This window comes from Enterobacter cloacae complex sp. 6730903 (assembly GCF_048283985.1).
Lineage (GTDB): Bacteria > Pseudomonadota > Gammaproteobacteria > Enterobacterales > Enterobacteriaceae > Enterobacter > Enterobacter hormaechei_C.
Genome location: NZ_JBLVXX010000026.1, coordinates 1 through 18,637, shown reverse-complemented (window position 1 = coordinate 18,637; position 18,637 = coordinate 1). Strand labels below are relative to the sequence as shown.

16 protein-coding genes are annotated in these 18,637 nt (G+C 54.8%); 2 read left to right on the top strand and 14 right to left on the bottom strand.

The window, feature by feature from the left end:
• Positions 1-2: 2 nt before the first annotated feature.
• On the bottom strand, positions 3-782 hold the full coding sequence (gene cmoM / locus ACNQ0W_RS14565) for a tRNA uridine 5-oxyacetic acid(34) methyltransferase CmoM (protein WP_003858212.1): 780 nt from the start codon (positions 780-782) through the stop codon (positions 3-5).
• A 120-nt stretch (positions 783-902) separates the two neighbouring features.
• Between cmoM and elyC the strand changes: the two genes are divergently transcribed.
• Positions 903-1,682 carry an envelope biogenesis factor ElyC gene (elyC, locus tag ACNQ0W_RS14560; RefSeq protein ID WP_015570963.1) on the top strand — a complete coding sequence of 260 codons (780 nt, stop codon included), beginning with the start codon at positions 903-905 and terminating at the stop codon, positions 1,680-1,682.
• On the opposite strand, the gene ACNQ0W_RS14555 is transcribed toward elyC, so the two are convergent.
• From ACNQ0W_RS14555 to ACNQ0W_RS14495, 13 genes are all read right to left on the bottom strand, one after another.
• Entirely contained in the window at positions 1,659-2,552 is an 894-nt protein-coding gene (locus ACNQ0W_RS14555) for a YcbJ family phosphotransferase (protein ID WP_003858216.1), read from the bottom strand. The genes elyC and ACNQ0W_RS14555 overlap by 24 nt on opposite strands.
• Before the next feature lie 142 nt (positions 2,553-2,694).
• Complete coding sequence (kdsB, locus tag ACNQ0W_RS14550; RefSeq protein WP_023303394.1) at positions 2,695-3,441, bottom strand: 3-deoxy-manno-octulosonate cytidylyltransferase; 747 nt, start codon at positions 3,439-3,441, stop codon at positions 2,695-2,697.
• Positions 3,438-3,620 (bottom strand): protein YcaR, encoded by a 183-nt coding sequence (gene ycaR, locus ACNQ0W_RS14545; RefSeq protein WP_003858220.1) that lies wholly within the window; start codon positions 3,618-3,620, stop codon positions 3,438-3,440. Before ycaR ends, kdsB begins: the two co-directional genes overlap by 4 nt.
• A 45-nt stretch (positions 3,621-3,665) precedes the next feature.
• Positions 3,666-4,895 (bottom strand): winged helix-turn-helix domain-containing protein, encoded by a 1,230-nt coding sequence (locus tag ACNQ0W_RS14540; RefSeq protein ID WP_062932091.1) that lies wholly within the window; start codon positions 4,893-4,895, stop codon positions 3,666-3,668.
• 43 nt (positions 4,896-4,938) lie between these two features.
• Complete coding sequence (gene lpxK, locus ACNQ0W_RS14535; protein WP_116329905.1) at positions 4,939-5,916, bottom strand: tetraacyldisaccharide 4'-kinase; 978 nt, start codon at positions 5,914-5,916, stop codon at positions 4,939-4,941.
• A complete protein-coding gene (msbA, locus tag ACNQ0W_RS14530; protein WP_003858227.1) occupies positions 5,913-7,661 on the bottom strand; it encodes a lipid A ABC transporter ATP-binding protein/permease MsbA in 1,749 nt (582 codons plus the stop codon). Before msbA ends, lpxK begins: the two co-directional genes overlap by 4 nt.
• A 36-nt stretch (positions 7,662-7,697) precedes the next feature.
• On the bottom strand, positions 7,698-9,962 hold the full coding sequence (locus ACNQ0W_RS14525) for a ComEC family protein (protein ID WP_062932093.1): 2,265 nt from the start codon (positions 9,960-9,962) through the stop codon (positions 7,698-7,700).
• 212 nt (positions 9,963-10,174) lie between these two features.
• Positions 10,175-10,462, bottom strand: coding sequence for an integration host factor subunit beta (ihfB, locus tag ACNQ0W_RS14520; protein ID WP_003858233.1), 288 nt, complete (start codon positions 10,460-10,462; stop codon positions 10,175-10,177).
• Positions 10,463-10,631: 169 nt separating this feature from the next.
• Positions 10,632-12,305 carry a 30S ribosomal protein S1 gene (gene rpsA / locus ACNQ0W_RS14515; RefSeq protein WP_003858235.1) on the bottom strand — a complete coding sequence of 558 codons (1,674 nt, stop codon included), beginning with the start codon at positions 12,303-12,305 and terminating at the stop codon, positions 10,632-10,634.
• Between the two features lie 111 nt (positions 12,306-12,416).
• Entirely contained in the window at positions 12,417-13,100 is a 684-nt protein-coding gene (gene cmk, locus ACNQ0W_RS14510) for a (d)CMP kinase (protein WP_015570968.1), read from the bottom strand.
• A 185-nt stretch (positions 13,101-13,285) separates the two neighbouring features.
• Positions 13,286-14,569, bottom strand: a complete 1,284-nt coding sequence (gene aroA / locus ACNQ0W_RS14505) for a 3-phosphoshikimate 1-carboxyvinyltransferase (protein ID WP_015570969.1) — start codon at positions 14,567-14,569, stop codon at positions 13,286-13,288.
• Between the two features lie 68 nt (positions 14,570-14,637).
• Entirely contained in the window at positions 14,638-15,726 is a 1,089-nt protein-coding gene (gene serC / locus ACNQ0W_RS14500) for a 3-phosphoserine/phosphohydroxythreonine transaminase (protein ID WP_017384829.1), read from the bottom strand.
• 162 nt (positions 15,727-15,888) lie between these two features.
• Positions 15,889-16,581, bottom strand: coding sequence for a DUF421 domain-containing protein (locus ACNQ0W_RS14495; protein ID WP_047051718.1), 693 nt, complete (start codon positions 16,579-16,581; stop codon positions 15,889-15,891).
• 127 nt (positions 16,582-16,708) lie between these two features.
• On the opposite strand from ACNQ0W_RS14495, the gene ycaO reads away from it, so the two are divergent.
• Entirely contained in the window at positions 16,709-18,469 is a 1,761-nt protein-coding gene (ycaO, locus tag ACNQ0W_RS14490) for a 30S ribosomal protein S12 methylthiotransferase accessory factor YcaO (protein ID WP_162268476.1), read from the top strand.
• Positions 18,470-18,637 lie beyond the last annotated feature (168 nt).

Below are 18,637 nucleotides of genomic sequence, written 5' to 3'. Positions count from 1 at the left end.
GATTATCCTTGCATCTGCGGCTTGCGCGCGGTGACGTGTATATAGCGGCCAAGGCTCAGATAAGGCTCCTGGCGGCAGTACCGCGTCTCTATTTCTGTTAAGGCGTCTAAACAGTCATCCTGTTTTTGTTTATCACGCAGATAATCATGAAACACCCTCACGCCGGTTTTGCCGGTAATTTCCCAACCGATCTCCTCCAGCCAGCCATAGACCTGCTGCGGTTCACGGGGGAAATCCGGTGAAAGCGTGCGTCGTTTCTTTTTATACATGCCCTGCTGTACGTAGCCAAAATTGCCGACCAGCACGTTTCGCATTAGCAGGCCGTTGGCATTGTAAAACATCAGCGATAATGCACCGCCCGGGCGCAACATCGACCACAGCGTTTTTAACATCGCCTGGGGTTCGGCGATCCATTCGAGCACAGCATGAAACAATATCAGATCAACCTGCGTTTCCAAATGCTGCGGAATGTCCTGAGCGGCGCAATGTATAAAATGCATGTTGTCGCTCACACCTTTCTCTTCTGCCGCTCGCCCGGCGCGCGCAACCATCTCGGCAGAAAGATCGCAAAGCGTGACGTGATGTCCCCGCTGCGCCATCAGAATTGCAGTCTGACCTTCCCCACCGCCGGCATCCAGCACGCGCAACGGTCGGTCACCGAATTCAGCCAGCAGCTTGTCCAGATCCTGCCAGAGGATCGTCTGACGAAGCTGACCTTTGGTGGTGCCATAAATGTTGCGCGAAAACTTTTCCGCGATGTCATCAAAATTGCGATCCCGCATTGGGAGGGTTCCACTCACTGCAAAACCGCTATTTTGTCACACCCGCGCGGAGAATGAACCACTCTGGTGTAATATCACCGACAATCGCCTGCTGTATGGTTAAAAAAGGAACCAAAAAGGATGCTTTTTACCCTAAAAAAATATATCGGAGGCATGATGCTTCCCCTTCCCCTGCTGTTGCTTCTCATCGCGCTGGGGCTGGCATTGATATGGTTTAGCCGCTTTCAGAAAAGCGGTAAATCCCTCGTTACCGTGGGCTGGCTGGCGCTGCTGTTACTCAGCCTGCAACCGGTCGCTGACGGTTTATTACGTCCGATTGAAAACACCTACCCGACGTGGCAGGGAAATCAGAAGGTGGGCTATATCGTGGTGCTGGGCGGCGGGTATACCTGGGATCCGAACTGGGCGCCCAGCTCGAACCTGATCAACAACAGCCTGCCTCGCCTGAACGAGGGGATCCGCCTGTGGCTGGCCAATCCGGGATCGAAGATGATCTTCACGGGCGCTGCGGCAAAAACCAACCCGGTCAGTACTGCTGAAGCTGGAGCAAGAGTGGCTGAATCGCTTGGCGTACCACGTTCCGCCATCATCACGCTGGACAGCCCAAAAGATACTGAAGAAGAGGCGGCGGCAGTGAAACAGGCCATCGGTGATGTACCGTTCCTGCTGGTGACCTCTGCTTCACACCTGCCGCGCGCAATGATTTTCTTTGAGAAGCAGGGTCTGCATCCGCTCCCTGCTCCGGCAAACCAGATGGCTATTGACGCCCCGCTCAATCCGTGGGAACGGATAATTCCGTCCCCTGTATGGCTGATGCACAGCGACCGCGTCGGCTACGAGACGCTTGGCCGCCTCTGGCAGTGGCTCAAAGGTTCGTCAGGCAAGCCAGGGCAGGAGTGATTTTGCGGCCAGATCGAAACTGGCGCGATTAAAGCGCCCGGTGTTGACCAGCTGCGCCACCTCATCCCAGAGAAGATAGAGCCAGCGTCGCCAGAGAAAGGCCTCCGCAACGGGGGCGCGCTGAAGATAGTGCCAGAGCAAATCTTCCGCCGCCCCGCCCTCGCTCAGCCTGAACAGTTCGTACTCGCGCGGCGCCCAGAGCATGATCCCCGGCCCGACCATCGCCAGCAGCTGGTCGCTGCGCGAGTCTTTAAGCATACTGCGCAGCGTGAAATTGCCGTGAACCAGTACGCAGTTGTCGTTAAAACCCTCAAACAGCGTCGGCAGACACTCCCGGGTGCGGAACAGAATACGTTTGTCCTGCATCGTTAAACCGGTGTTGTTGAACTGGTTCAGCGTGCCCCACAGCACTTCAACACGCTGGCGATACCACAGCGGCCACAGGTTTTCCTGGGTGCTGTCTACTGCGCCAACAAGACCCCGGCTGTCCTGCCGATGCCAGGCAAGCAGAGCCTCGACAATCTGATCTTTCAGCTGTTCCCAGCGCTCCGGTGTACGCGTCGGGGCTTCAACAGAAACCCCGCGTAAACGCTCGATAAGCAGAACATCCGGGCCGGGATGCTCCTCATGGGTCATCACGCCGTAGACCGTCGGCATGCGGACTGTCCCTTCCCGCGCCAGCATCGACATTTTCCAGGCCAGCTGTCTGGCGACGCCCGGCGAGGTAAAACTTCTGGCCATCAGCGGCATGGGGTTTCCCTGACTGTCGTACAACGACCAGAGTGCGGTATCGGCCTTTTCATTCACGCATTCCACCCGGCTTAGCTTTTCGCCAAGGAGATGGCTGAGTTCAGCACGCAGCTGTTCCATATGAGATTACCCCCATTAAGACTACTGCTTTTATAATGAGCGCGCGAAACCCGGATGTCACCCGGTAGAGATCAATAATGAAAAAGAAAAGGAAAATAGCCAGGCGGGAGAGCATCCCCCCAGACGAGGGGATGCCAGCGAATCAACGCATTTCGACGCGTACGCGCTCGAGATCTTCAGGGGTATCCACGCCGGTGCCAGGGATTTCCTGGGCAACCGCAACGTGAATTTTCTCGCCGTACCACAGCACGCGAAGCTGTTCGAGCATTTCAATATGCTCCAGCGGGCTTGGTGCCCAGGCGACGTAGCGACGAATAAAGCCGGCGCGGTAGCCGTAAATACCGATGTGGCGCAGGAAGGTTTCGCCGATCGTCTCTTTCGATTGCGCGAAACGATCGCGATCCCACGGAATGGTGGCGCGGGAGAAATAGAGCGCGTAGCCCTCTGCGTCCATGACCACTTTCACCGCATTCGGATTGAACGCCTCTTCAGCGTGGTGAATCGGCACCGCGAGGGTCGCCATCCCGACCTGACGCTGAGCCAGGTTGTCGGCCACCTGACGGATAATCGCCGCCGGGATCATCGGCTCATCGCCCTGCACGTTCACAATCACCGTCTCGTCGCTGAAACCGCATTTTTCGACGACTTCCGCAAGGCGCTCGGTGCCTGACTGATGATCGGCACGGGTCATGCACACTTCCCCACCCGCGGCCTCAACCGCGCGCGCAACATCCGGGTGATCGGTGGCGACGATGACGCGTCCGGCGCCCGATTCGTGTGCCCGTTCAAGGACATGCACAATCATCGGTTTGCCATTGATATCCACCAGCGGTTTACCTGGCAGGCGCGTTGAAGCATAACGCGCAGGGATAATGACAACAAAACTCATGGTTTGATCTCTTCTGCCACCAGGGAACGGGCTTCATTTTCCAGCAGGACCGGAATACCGTCACGCAGCGGGAACGCCAGGCTGTCCAGTTTGCAAATCAGCTCTTGTTTATCCTGGCTGTAATACAGTTTGCCGTTGCACACCGGGCAGGCAATAATTTCTAGTAAACGGTGATCCATAGTTCCTCCGTATGGGTAATCGCTAAAGCTTATCACATTCCCTTTTCAGGGAGTGCCTGTTTCCCAGCCACCTCGACAGGTCGTAAACAGCCCCGCAGGCACGCGACCGAGTACAATTTCATGCGCCCCCTGCCAGCGGGCAAATTCACTGAGCGCAGTCGTTAACCCTTTTTCCAGGCCAGCCGTCACCTTTATGCCCTCTTCAAGCCAGAGCGCGATAATTTCAAGCATGCCGGTTTTACGGTGCATTTTAGCGTCCATGCGCCCGACTAGCTGGCCTTTGTGCAGCAGCGGCAAAACAAAATAACCATACTGCCGCCTGGGCGCCGGAGTGTAGCATTCCAGACGGTAGCTGAAATTAAACAACTGCCCGGCCCGCTTTCTGTCCCAGACAACGGGGTCGAACGGCGACAGCACGGCACTGTGGGTCGCCTGGAGTTTGCCCTCCTGCGCCTGCGCCAGCAGAGGAAACAAATCCGCATGCAACCACATTTCACCTAACGACTCTACCGAGACCGGCATGACGCGCTGTTCGCGCTGCCACAATTCCAGCAGTGGTTTTAGCTGCGGCTGACGCAGACGATAATAATCCGCCAGCCACTGTGGACGGAAGATGCCAAGGCTGCGGGCGCTATTCCCGAGCATGATGGCTTCGGCAGCGTCCTGAGACAGCAGGTCACGCGTATCGTCCCAGTGAGGCATAACGCGGTGTGTGAGGTCATAGACGCGCTGAAAGTTGCGACGCTCGACCACCATCACTTTGCCCGACGTAAACAGCCCTTCAAGATGGCGTTTGTGCGGTTTCCACTCCCACCATCCGCTTGCGCCTTTTCGCGGGTGTTCAAAATCCGCGGAGCGTACCGGCCCGTTTTCCTGAATATGGGCAATCAGTTGCTCTATTTCATCCGCGTGTTCCACCATCCACTCCTGACGGTATTTCCAGCCCATTTTGTCCGGGGCGAGCATGCGGTGACGCACCAGGGCAAAATCGCTTCGTGGGAGAAAACAGGCTTCATGCGCCCAGTATTCCATCAGTTCGCCCTGACTTAGCGCATTATCCAGCCACTGCGGAGGATAGTTTCCCAGGCGGCTAAACAGGACCAGATACGGGCTACGCGCCACGATGTTAATGGTGTCGATTTGCAGCAACGACATGCGTTGCACGGTAGAGAGGATATCAGCTGGCTGCGCGCGGCGGCGGGGCTTTTTCAGAAGCCCCTGGGCGGCAAGATGCAAGTTTCGTGCGGCTGCAAGTGAGAGTTGCGATAGAGACATGCGTTTTCCTGTCAGTCAAAGCGCCACCGGAACCGCGTAGAAGTTACTGCACTAACGCGAGCAGTTCCTTGAGCAAATGTTCCGGCTGTTCGCCGCTGAGTTCAGCGTCAACCGGCAAATACCACCAGTTTTCTTTCGCAAAGGCCCGGCATTTTACCGCGTCTTTTTCCGTCATGATCAGCGTCTGTCCCGGCGCTGCCAGCCTTTCAACCTCTTCGGCAACTAACGCCTGGTGATCGGCGAGCGGCACCCGTTTATCAAGCTTTGCGCCGCACTGCTCCAGCGTTGCGAAGAAACGCGGCGGATGACCTATACCGGCCATCGCAACCAGATGTTCCAGTTGCGCGACGTCTTTACGCACGCCGGTCAACATATTCACGGCCTGTCCGGGACGAAGATGCATCGGGATTTCGCCCGCTCTGGCTTCACCACCGTTTACAATCACAGCATCGACGCTCTTCAGGCGCGACGCACGCTCACGCAATGGACCGGCTGGCAGCCACCAGCCGTTGCCAAAACGCCGCACGCCGTCAATGACCACGATCTCTTTGTCACGCGCCAGCGCGTAATGCTGCAAACCATCATCGGTAATAATGATTTGTACGTCATGCTCCGCAAGCAGTGCCTTTACGGCATCACTGCGCACCGGCGATACCGCAACCGGCGCGCCGGTACGCTGGTAAATCAGTACCGGCTCATCACCGGCTTCAGCGGTTGTTGTATCAGGGCTCAGCACCAGTGGATACTGCGCCGCTTTACCACCGTAACCGCGTGAGACAACTCCCGGGCGGATACCGCGTTTATGGAGCTGTTCTACCAGCCAGATCACCACCGGGGTTTTGCCGTTTCCACCCGCCGTCAGGTTGCCGACCACCACCACCGGTACCGGTGCGCGCCAGGCGCGCTTGATCCCGAGGCGGTAAAGCAGACGAATAGCACCGCTCACCAGGCCATACAGCCAGGAGAGCGGGAGAAGCAGCACCCACAGAGGGGATTCCCCCGACCAGATGCGTGCAATCATTGACCGAACTGCATTTTATGAAGCTGGGCGTAAACACCACGCTGTTCCAGCAGGTCCGCATGGCTGCCGCGTTCAACGATCACGCCATCTTCCACCACCACGATTTCGTCAGCCTGTTCGATGGTCGACAGACGGTGCGCGATAACCAGCGAGGTACGGTTTTTCTGTAATTCATCCAGAGCCGACTGGATAGCGCGTTCAGATTCCGTATCCAGTGCGGACGTTGCTTCATCGAGGATCAGAATCGGGCTGTTGCGCAGCAGCGCACGGGCAATCGCGATACGCTGACGCTGACCACCGGAGAGCAGCACCCCGTTTTCGCCAATGATCGTATCCAGACCGTTATCCATTTTGTTAATAAAGTCCATCGCATAGGCCATACGTGCCGCATTCTCAATCTCTTCACGGCTGTACTCTTCGGTACGGGCATACGCAATGTTGTTCGCCACCGTATCGTTGAACAGATGCACGTTCTGCGAGACCAGCGCGACCTGGTTACGCAGCGACTGGAGGGTATATTCCCGCAGGTCGTGACCATCAAGCAGGATCTCGCCCTGGTCGATATCGTAGAAACGGGTAATCAGGCTGGCAATGGTCGACTTGCCCGAACCGGAACGACCGACCAGCGCAACGGTTTTACCCGCCGGGATGGACAGGCTGATATCACGCAGCGCCGGCACTTCACGGCCTGGATAGGTAAAGGTGACGTTACGGAATTCCAGGTCGCCTTTAGCGCGCTCGATCACGCGTGTACCTTCATCCTTTTCCTGTTCGGAATCGAGGATGCTGAACAGCGTCTGACAGGCTGCCATCCCGCGCTGGAACTGGGCGTTGACGTTAGTCAGCGATTTCAGCGGACGCATCAGCGCAATCATGGATGAGAACACCACGGTAATGGTACCCGCAGTCAGGGTTTCCATGACGCTCGGGAAACTGGCGGCATACAGGACGAAGGCCAGGGCCAGAGAGGCAATCAGCTGAATGATCGGATCGGAAATCGACGAGGCCGATACCATTTTCATCCCTTGCAGGCGCATTCTGTTGCTGACCTTGTCAAAGCGTTTGGTTTCGACTTCCTGACCGCCGAAAATCAACACTTCCTTATGGCCTTTCAGCATCTGCTCGGCGCTGGTCGTCACCTGCCCCATCGTATTCTGCATATTTTTACTGATGTTGCGAAAACGCTTTGATACCACGCGGATCGCGATGGAGACAATCGGCGCCAGCACAATAAGGATCAGCGACAGTTGCCAGCTGTAATAGAACATCATCGCGAACAGGCCGATGATGGATGCGCCTTCACGCACAACGGTAATAAGTGCGCTGGAAGAGGACGAGGCCACCTGCTCTGAATCGTAGGTAATACGCGACAGCAGGGTACCGGTTGACTGTTTGTCAAAGAATGAGACTGGCATCCCCATCATATGGCTGAATAACCGACGGCGCATGGTCATCACTACTTTACCGGATACCCAGGAGATGCAGTAGCTGGATACATAGCTGGAGATTCCGCGTAAGATCATCAGCCCAATAACCACCAGCGGCATCCATAGCAGCACTGAACGATCCGTTTTACCGAAACCGTCATCCAGTAACGGTTTGAGAAGCGATAACATAAACGTATCGCTGGCTGCGTTGAGGATTAACGCTACGCCCGCCACGATCAAGCCTGCTTTGAAAGGAGCAATCATCGGCCAGAGCCGGCGGAACGTTTGCCACGTGGAGAGATCTTTGTCGTTATGCATTCAAAAAACCAGCATTTGTTGAAATAGCCGCATATTCTACCCGTTATCTACGGGCGCGCCAAACCACTGATGATACCAACGCGGTAAATAGTGTTCACGTAAGCGGCGAATTTGCCGACTATGGTGCGAAAACGTCACAGATATCTGCCCGGACTGCGGGGTATCAAGCCAGAGATACCCCTCCGTTCGATAGCGCCGGACCACTTTAATGGAAGGGAAACGCCACGCGTTATAGCGGGCCATCGAGGCCAGCGAAACCTGCCCCTCCACGCGCTGTAGCAACGGTGTTGAAGATGACGTGTTACTTCCATGATGCGGCACCTGAATCAGTGTAGACGCAAGCTGACGCCAGCGGTGGCTTAGCATTGCCAGTTCTGCCTGCGCTTCAATGTCTCCGGTCAGTAAAACGCTCTGTTCGCCGTCATCGATTTTTACCACGCAGGAGCGATTGTTACCTTTCGCCGAGGTGTTTTCGGGTGGCCAGTGCACGGAGAACGTTAAACCCTGCCACTGCCATCGCTGTCCTCGAAAGCACGGAAGATGTCCGGACCAGGATAAGGGGCTCCTGATCCACATTGCGGGCCAGGCAGCTTTTAGCGATGCCAGTCCCCCCGCGTGGTCGAGATGTTCATGGCTCAGGATCACCCCTTCCGGTCTCAGATGATGCCAGCGTAGCCAGGGGATAATCAGCTGCTGCGCACTGTCCCCACCGGGCCATGCCAGCCCGGTGTCATACAGAATGGCCTTGCCGTGACGCTCAATGACCATCGCCAGCCCCTGCCCTACATCCAGCATATGCAGGGACCAGCTGTCTGTTTTAACCCTGTGCCAGAGGGGAAAGGCCAGCACCACGCTGCCTGCCAGACAGACTGCGGGCGCTGCGCTGAAGGCCCTGAATCGCCAGCCAATGATCAGCAGCCACGGCAGTAACGTCAGGTATTGCCAGCGTTCATCAACGTCCTGCCAGCCATTCGGTAAATGCTTTAATAGCCAGAAAAGCCCTGCCAGAGATTTATCAGCAGCCAGCCAGACGATACTTTCCAGCGCAGCGACCGGAAACAGATGCAGAAACATGCCGAGCAGGATCAGCGGAACTGAGATAAACGTGACCAGAGGAACGGCAAACAGATTCGCCACCAGCGAGGAGAGACTGAAACCATGGAAAATCAGCACCTGAAGCGGCAACAGAAGCAGCAGCATACCGACCTGCAAATACAACAGCGTAACCAGCGGCCGCAGGCACCGGCCACGTTGCCAGTGCGGGAGAGGCAACCACTGATACCAAAAAATAAGCGCGGCGACCGCAAACGCTGACAACGCCAGGCTTTGTGACAGTATCGCCAGTGGGTCGAAAACCAGGATCGCCGCCACGCAGGTAAGCCATACCTGCCAGGGCGACCACTGGCGACCGCTCATTTTTAATGCAGCCAGTACCACAAGCGCGATAACCGTGCGCAGCGCGGGCGGCTGCAAGCCCGTTAGCCATGCGTAAAACGCGGCAAAAATCAGCCCTGCCAGCAAGGGGATTTGCCAGATAATCCAGCGGCCCGGCAGGAAGAACTGAATGCCCCGCGCCAGAAACCAGATGACAGAAGCGGCCAGCGCAATATGTAATCCCGAGATTGCCATCAGATGCATCGTTCCGGTCTCACGCATCAGGTTTTTTATCTCCCGCGAGACCGACAGCCGCTCCCCCATTCCCAGCCCCAGGATCACAGGTCCCCACTGATATGCGGAAAGCGTATTCTGTAGTGATGTCAGGTATTGCGCACGCAGACTACAGCCTTCATCAACGAGCGCCGCATGGGTAAACCGTCCACTCAGCGTCTGGTGTCGGGCAAAGGCATTTTTCTGTGAATCATAGCCGCCATCGTTGAGTTCTCCGTGTACCGCCCTGAGCCGCAGGGTCATTGCCCAGCGTTGACCCACGCAGACGTTTTGCGGCAGATAGTTGCCATACAGCGCCACGCCCATGGCAGCCCACACGCGTTTTCCATTGAGGCTGACAATCCTTCCCTGATGCATCGTTGCGCCGTCCGTTGCGGTAATGACCACCTCGGCCTGCTGCGGTGCTTGCGTTAAATGGTTCATCGGCCATACGCTTTCCTGAGCGGCCAGGATCCCCCAGCACATAAAAAGCAATGCCAGGCCTGAAAACCTGAGCCATTTTCTCTGCTGTACGGATAACGCAACTCCTGCGGCAATCAGCAACCAGACAATATGCAAATCTGGCAAATCGGGTAACCAATAGAGCGGGATTATGGCCAGAATGGCGCACATACTGATGACGTGGATCCCCATCTTCACCTCCATGTTTCAGGCGATTATGCGGCGGGACTGATGCGTCGTCAGACAGAAAAGGCGTGATTTACAGCGGGCGCTGCAACGTTTTTAAGTGTTTACAGCAAAGAGGAAATGAATATGCGGCGCGTATTCAGAAATGCAGGGGCGGGATACAAAAAAAGCACCCTAAGGTGCTTCCTTTAAACTCAGTTTAACCCTAATGATTAAACTCAGTTACCGTAAATATTGGCGCGATCGCGCAGTTCTTTACCCGGCTTAAAGTGCGGAACATACTTTCCTTCCAGCTCCACTTTATCGCCAGTCTTCGGGTTACGCCCGGTACGTGGTGCACGATAGTGCAGGGAAAAACTACCGAAACCGCGGATTTCAATGCGCTCGCCCTGGGCAAGAGTGGTAGCCATATGCTCCAGCATCTCTTTAACGGCATCTTCCACAGCCTTAGCAGGGATATGCGGTTGCTGACTGGCAAGTCTTTCAATCAATTCTGACTTGGTCATGATTCCTCCGGTTCCTTTCAAACCCATTAGCTGAACAGCTTATTAAACAAGGGCGGCCGTAGCCGCCCTTTGTTATTGATTACAGGACGAATCCTGCAATCTGTCAAGTCTGCTCTCCATCCTCGCGCTGTAAATGCGTTACAGCTCAAATGATGGTGCGAACCTGAACTTACTCGCCTTTAGCTGCTTTGAAAGCTTCAGCCATTGCGTTGTTAGAGAAGTTTGCATCTTCCTGTTTGTTCACAGTTGCGATTGCATCTTTCTCATCAGCTTCGTCTTTAGCACGAACAGACAGGCTGATTGCACGGTTCTTACGGTCAACACCGGTGAACTTAGCTTCAACGTCGTCACCAACGCTCAGAACCAGAGTTGCATCTTCAACGCGGTCACGTGAAGCTTCGGAAGCGCGCAGGTAACCTTCAACGCCGTCAGCCAGTTCTACGGTTGCGCCTTTAGCGTCAACAGCAGTCACTTTACCGTTTACGATTGCGCCTTTCTTGTTCAGTGCAACCCAGTTGTTGAACGGATCTTCTGCGAGCTGTTTAACGCCCAGGGAGATACGCTCACGCTCTGCGTCAACTTGCAGAACAACTGCTGCGATTTCGTCGCCTTTTTTGTATTCACGAACTGCTTCTTCGCCTGCAACGTTCCAGGAGATGTCAGACAGGTGAACCAGGCCATCGATGCCGCCGTCCAGGCCGATGAAGATACCGAAGTCAGTGATAGACTTGATTTTACCTTCAACACGGTCGCCCTTGTTGTGGGTTTCCGCGAACTGCTGCCATGGGTTGTTTTTGCACTGCTTCAGGCCCAGGGAGATACGACGACGTTCTTCGTCGATATCCAGAACCATCACTTCCACTACATCACCAACGTTAACAACTTTGGATGGGTGGATGTTTTTGTTGGTCCAGTCCATTTCGGAAACGTGCACCAGACCTTCAACGCCTTCTTCGATTTCAACGAAGCAGCCGTAGTCAGTCAGGTTGGTAACGCGACCAGTCAGTTTAGTACCTTCTGGGTAACGCTTAGCGATAGCTACCCATGGATCTTCGCCCAGCTGTTTCAGGCCGAGGGATACACGAGTACGCTCGCGGTCGAACTTCAGCACTTTAACAGTGATTTCGTCGCCCACGTTCACGATTTCGCTTGGGTGCTTAACGCGTTTCCACGCCATGTCGGTGATGTGCAGCAGGCCATCAACGCCGCCCAGGTCAACGAATGCGCCGTAGTCAGTGAGGTTCTTAACGATACCTTTGACTTCCATGCCTTCCTGCAGGTTTTCCAGCAGCTGATCGCGTTCTGCGCTGTTTTCGGATTCGATAACGGCACGACGGGAAACAACAACGTTGTTACGCTTCTGGTCCAGCTTGATTACTTTGAACTCAAGCTCTTTGCCTTCGAGGTGCAGGGTGTCACGGACTGGACGAACGTCTACCAGAGAACCTGGCAGGAACGCACGAATACCATTCAGCTCAACAGTGAAGCCACCTTTAACTTTGCCGTTGATAACACCGACCACAGTTTCAGCTTCTTCGTAAGCTTTTTCCAGCGTGATCCATGCTTCGTGACGTTTAGCTTTCTCACGAGACAGCAGGGTTTCGCCGAAGCCGTCTTCTACTGCGTCCAGAGCAACGTCAACTTCGTCACCTACCTGGATTTCCAGCTCGCCCTGGGCGTTTTTGAACTGCTCAGCCGGGATGGCAGACTCAGATTTCAGACCGGCGTCAACCAGTACAACGTCTTTGTCGATAGCAACAACAACGCCACGAACGATGGAACCCGGACGGGTTTCGATTTCTTTTAAGGATTCTTCAAACAGTTGAGCAAAAGATTCAGTCATGTTTAATCTTCAGGTTAATATTAACGTCCACCTGGCTCCGTGCCGGATGGGGTTGTTTCACATACCCGCCGTCAATCCCTTGCAGCGGGGGTACTGCTAAATCGGTCGCGATTACGCGAGTGCCAGTTTTTGGCGCGCATATTGTAGCGCTTTTTCAATCACTTGCTCAATAGTTAAACTGGTTGAATCCAGCACTAATGCGTCTTGCGCGGGAACAAGTGGAGCGACGGCGCGGTTACGATCGCGGTCATCGCGCTCTTTTATCTCAGATAAAAGGCGATCAAAGTTAACACTAAACCCCTTTTCCTGCAACTGAAGCATGCGGCGTTGAGCACGTTCTTCTGAAGAGGCGTCAAGGAAAATTTTCACTGGCGCATCAGGGAATACCACGGTTCCCATGTCGCGGCCGTCGGCGATCAGCCCCGGCGCTTCACGGAAACCGCGCTGGCGGCGTAACAGCGCTTCACGAACGCGTGGGAAAGCCGCCACCTGAGAGGCCGCATTGGCCACTTCCTGGGTACGGATTTCACCGCTGACATCTTCCCCTTCCAGGATCACTTCAAGGTTGCCATCGGTCGAGACAAAACGCACATCCAGATGCGCAGCCAGCGGTACCAGCGCTTCTTCAGACGCCACATCCACATGATGGTGCAGCGCAGCCAGCGCCAGCACGCGATAGATTGCTCCCGAATCTAAAAGATGCCATTGCAATGCTTCCGCCATCGCTTTGCACAGAGTACCTTTCCCTGCGCCACTTGGCCCATCAATGGTGATTACCGGGGCAATTGCCGTCATCTTTTTCTCCTTAATTAAGGCATACCGTTTACATGAACGCCGCGCATTATACGCGCCAACGTGCGCAACTGTTACCTTTGCGTGCAAATTACGGAATGATTGAAGCAGAGTGTAGAAGAAATGAAAGAGGATGAGTGTCAGAAAGCGTAAGGAAATGCCGCATCAGGTGATGCGGCATATGATAATCAGGCCAGGGTGCTAATGCGCGCCAGCTGTTCGAAGTAGTCCGGGAACGTTTTTGCCGTACACTTCGGATCAAGGATAGTAACTGGCGTATCGGACAACGCCACCAGCGAGAAACACATCGCCATGCGGTGATCGTTGTAGGTGCCAATTTCTGCAAATTGCAGTTTTGCCGGCGGCGTGACGCGAATGTAGTCTTCGCCCTCTTCTACCTCCGCCCCTACTTTACGCAGCTCGGTTGCCATCGCGAACAGGCGGTCCGTCTCTTTCACACGCCAGTTGTAAATGTTTCGCAGCGTGGTGGTGCCTTTCGCAAACAGCGCAGCGGTGGCAATGGTCATCGCCGCATCCGGAATATGGTTCATATCCATATCGATGGCGTTCAGCTCACCGTGGGTGCAGGAGATGAAGTCATCGCCCCAGGTCACCACCGCGCCCATTTTTTCCAGCACGTCAGCAAAACGGATATCGCCCTGCACGCTGTTGCGGCCAATGCCCGTCACTTTTACCGTACCGCCTTTAATCGCACCTGCGGCAAGGAAATAGGAGGCGGATGAAGCATCGCCTTCAACCAGGTAGTGGCCTGGGGACTGATACTGCTGCGCTCCGCGCACCACGAAACGCTGGTAAGACTGGTTTTCCACCTCAACGCCAAAGGTGTTCATCAGGTGCAGGGTGATATCAATGTACGGCTTAGAAACCAGGTCGCCTTTAATGCTGATGACGGTGTCCTGTGGTGCCAGCGGTGCGGTCATCAGCAGCGCAGTCAGGAACTGGCTGGAAACGCTACCGTCAACCTCAACATTCCCGCCAGTGAATCCCCCGCGCAGACGCAGGGGCGGGTAATTTTCCTGCTCAAGATAATCAATCTGCGCGCCGCCCTGACGCAGGGCATCCACCAGATGGCCGATCGGACGCTCTTTCATTCGCGGCTCACCGGTCAGCACAATATCGTTACTCCCCAGACACAGCGCAGCGGCCAGAGGACGCATCGCGGTACCGGCGTTACCCAGGAAAAGCTCCAGCGCTTCAGCAGAATGTAACGCGCCGCCGTTACCGGTGACTTCACAACGGGTACGATCGTCAGACAGCGCGTACTGAACGCCCAACGCTTTCAGTGCATTGAGCATATGGCGCACGTCATCGCTGTCCAGCAGATTAGTGAGGACGGTGGTGCCGTTTGCCAGAGCTGCCAGCAGCAGAGCGCGGTTCGAGACACTTTTTGAACCAGGCAGATTAATGGTGCCATCTACCCGCGCGATAGGTTGTAACGTCAGGGATTCCATGAAACTCAACTCTCAACTCAACATAATAAAAACCCCGCAGGAACGCTGCGGGGGTGAAAAACAGCCAATTAACCGTGACGACGTTCGAAGTCGATCATGAAATCAGTCAGGGCTTTAACGCCTTCCAGCGGCATGGCGTTATAGATGGAGGCGCGCATCCCGCCTACCACACGGTGACCTTTCAGCGCATGCAGACCCGCCGCGAAGGACTCTTCCAGGAACACATTATCCAGATTGCTGTCCGCCAGCTGGAACGGCACGTTCATGCGTGAACGGTTAGTTTTGGCGACATCGTTACGGTAGAAATCGCTCTTGTCGATCACGCCGTACAGCAGTTCAGCTTTTTGCTGATTGATCTTATCCATCTGCGCCACGCCGCCTTTTTGCTTCAGCCATTTGAAGACCAGGCCGGAGAGATACCAGGCAAACGTTGGCGGGGTGTTGAACATGGAATCGTTGTCGTTCAGGACGGTGTAATCCAGAATTGACGGGCAAGACTTATGGGCTTTCCCCAGCAGGTCTTCACGCACGATAACAATAGTAAGACCCGCAGGACCGATGTTTTTCTGGGCACCCGCGTAGATGACGCCGTAGCGGCTGACATCCAGCGGGGTGGACAGAATGGTTGAAGAGAGATCCGCCGTCACAATGACATTTTCGCCAAAGTCTGGCTCTTCGTGAATGGCAATACCGTCGATGGTTTCGTTCGGGCAGTAGTGAAGATATGCGGCGTTATCAGAAAGCTGCCACTCGCTCATCGGCTTCACGGCGCGCAGACCGTCAACGGTCACTTTGGCATCGATGACATTCGGCGTGCAATATTTGTGCGCTTCTTTTACCGCACTGGCCGCCCAGTAGCCGGCATCAACGTAATCAGCGGTGGTTTTGTCGCCCAGCAGATTGAGCGGGATACCCGCAAACTGGCCGCGTCCACCGCCGTGACAGAACAATACTTTGTAGTTCGAGGGAATGTTCAGCAGATCGCGAAAATCCTTTTCTGCCTCTTCCGCCACCTGAATAAACGCTTTACCCCGGTGGCTGACTTCCATCACCGACGTACCCAGACCGTTCCAGTCACACAGCTCCTGTTGAGCCTGTTTGAGCACGTCTGCCGGTAACATTGCCGGACCTGAACTGAAATTAAAGACTTGAGCCATTTCCCCTCACCACGCTAAAAGCCATAAGTTATAACTGTGGATATCGGTTTTATCATTCAGTGACACGCGCCGCAATGTCTAAAACTGATGGCCGAAGAAATGTGCCCCTCGTCACACAATACAATCTGCCGTACCGTTGTCACAAAACCGACAAAATCGCTGTCAGGTGATGCGTTTAGCCCGGCTAACCTTCGTCCATTCTGGATTCGTACAGCGGGGGCATAATTGATGATCGCCCGCCTGCATAACCACCACATGACTACATTTTATGCAGGCATACTCGCCCGCTTCAGGTACAGTTTTGTATCGCTCGATGAGCATATCCGGCAGGATGCACAGGCCGGGCTTCACCTCATCGTCGGGATAGTAATAGACGCTGATTTGACCGTTCGTTTCCATAATCGCCAGACGCACCTGCCCCAGCTGTTCAACGCTGCTTATGCGAAGCTCCATAAAGAACTCAAACTCCGTCATATTGGCGCTTTGCACATTCTCCCAGGCCAGCTGTCCGTCTTCAACAATGACCACCGGCTTCCCTTCAAGCAGGTCTTCCAGCTTTTCGCTCTTCGACATCAGCCACATGACCAACCGGTACAGCAGCGCAAGCGTCACGAAGACGATAAAGACCGGCACCATCGGCACATCGTCATAAAAGGCAACGTCCCCTGCCGCCGACCCCAGCGTCAGGATGATCAGCACTTCAAACAGCGACATCTGCCGCACGCCGCGACGTCCGGTGATTTTCAGAAACAGGAAAACCAGTACAAAGGTGTACAGGCTGCGCAGCGCCACTTCGCCTAAAAACTCAGGAGGGACTTTATCAAACGCCATCCGCTGGAGATCAAATGCTTTCATTTTTCTATGCCTTAACAGTAGGTTACTGCTTATAAGCATAGCTCAGCCATTTATTTTCGCCGGAGATAGCACCCGTCACGCAAAACCCGTATCATTGCGCGCTTTACGTACGATAAAAGTGAACGCCATGACTCAAACGTTTATCCCCGGCAAAGACGCCGCTCTGGAAGATTCCATCGCTCGCTTCCAGCAGAAACTGACCGACCTGGGCTTTAATATCGAAGAAGCCTCCTGGCTGAATCCGGTGCCTCACGTCTGGTCCGTGCATATTCGCGACAAAGACTGTGCGCTGTGCTTTACCAACGGTAAAGGCGCGACTAAAAAAGCGGCGCTGGCCTCCGCGCTGGGTGAGTATTTTGAGCGTCTGTCCACCAACTATTTCTTCGCCGACTTCTGGCTGGGCGAAACCATCGCCAACGGTCCGTTCGTTCACTACCCGAACGAAAAATGGTTCCCGCTGACCGAAAACGATGAACTGCCGGAAGGCATTCTCGATGCCCGCCTGCGCGCGTTCTACGATCCGGAAAACGAACTGACTGGCAGCATGTTGATCGACCTGCAATCCGGCAATGAGGATCGTGGGATCTGCGCCCTGCCGTTCACCCGTCAGTCTGACGAGCAGACCGTTTATATTCCGATGAACATCGTCGGCAACCTGTATGTGTCTAACGGCATGTCTGCCGGTAACACCCGCAACGAAGCGCGCGTGCAGGGGCTGTCTGAAGTTTTCGAGCGTCACATCAAAAACCGCATTATTGCTGAATCCATCAGCCTGCCGGAGATCCCGGCTGACGTGCTGGCGCGCTACCCTGGCGTGGTGGAATCCATCGCCAAACTGGAGGCAGAAGGTTTCCCAATCTTTGCTTATGACGGCTCTCTGGGCGGCAAATATCCGGTTATCTGCGTGGTACTGTTCAACCCGGCAAATGGCACCTGCTTCGCCTCCTTCGGCGCGCACCCGGACTTCGGCGTGGCGCTGGAGCGTACCGTGACCGAACTGCTGCAAGGTCGTAGCCTGAAAGATCTCGATGTCTTTACTCCGCCAACTTTTGATGACGAAGAAGTCGCCGAGCACACCAACCTCGAAACACACTTCATCGACTCCAGCGGTTTGATCTCCTGGGATATGTTCAAACAGGACGCGGACTATCCGTTCGTGGACTGGAGCTTTGCCGGTACGACGGAAGAAGAGTTCGCCACCCTGATGGCGATCTTCAAGGCGGAAGATCAGGAAGTTTACATTGCCGACTATGAACACCTCGGCGTTTACGCGTGCCGTATTATTGTGCCAGGTATGTCGGACATTTATCCGGCAGAAGATTTATGGCTGGCGAACAACAGCATGGGCGCACATCTGCGTGAAACCCTGCTGGCCCTGCCAGGCAGCGAGTGGGATAAAGAAGATTATCTGAACCTGATCGCCCAGCTGGACGAAGAAGGACACGATGATTTCACCCGCGTACGCGAACTGCTGGGTCTGGCGACCGGGAAAGATAACGGCTGGTACACCCTGCGCATCGGCGAGCTGAAAGCGATGCTGGCGCTGGCGGGCGGCGATCTGGATCAGGCTTTGGCCTGGACCGAGTGGACGATGGAGTTTAACCAGTCTGTCTTCTCCGCCGAGCGCACTAACTATTACCGTTGCCTGCAAACGCTGCTCCTGCTCTCTCAGGAAGACGACCGCGAGCCATTGCAGTATCTGAACGCCTTTGTACGTATGTACGGTGCGGATGCCGTTGAAGCTGCCAGCGCGGCGCTGAGCGGTGAAGAGCCGTTCTACGGCCTGCAAGCGGTTGACAGCGATCTGAAAGCCTTCCCGGCGCATCAGTCACTGCTCAATGCGTATGAAAAATTGCAGAAGGCAAAAGCCGCTTACTGGTCAAAATAAGCGCATATAACATTAATGGCTGTAGGCGTATTCAATCGCCTGAGCTATATTACGGGGCAATTTCATTGCCCCTTTTTTTTTATTTTTTCGCAATGACGTTTAATTGTAATAATTAAGTTAACCACGGGTAAATATAAAAACGCTTACCTGAGCTTTACTGTTACTAAT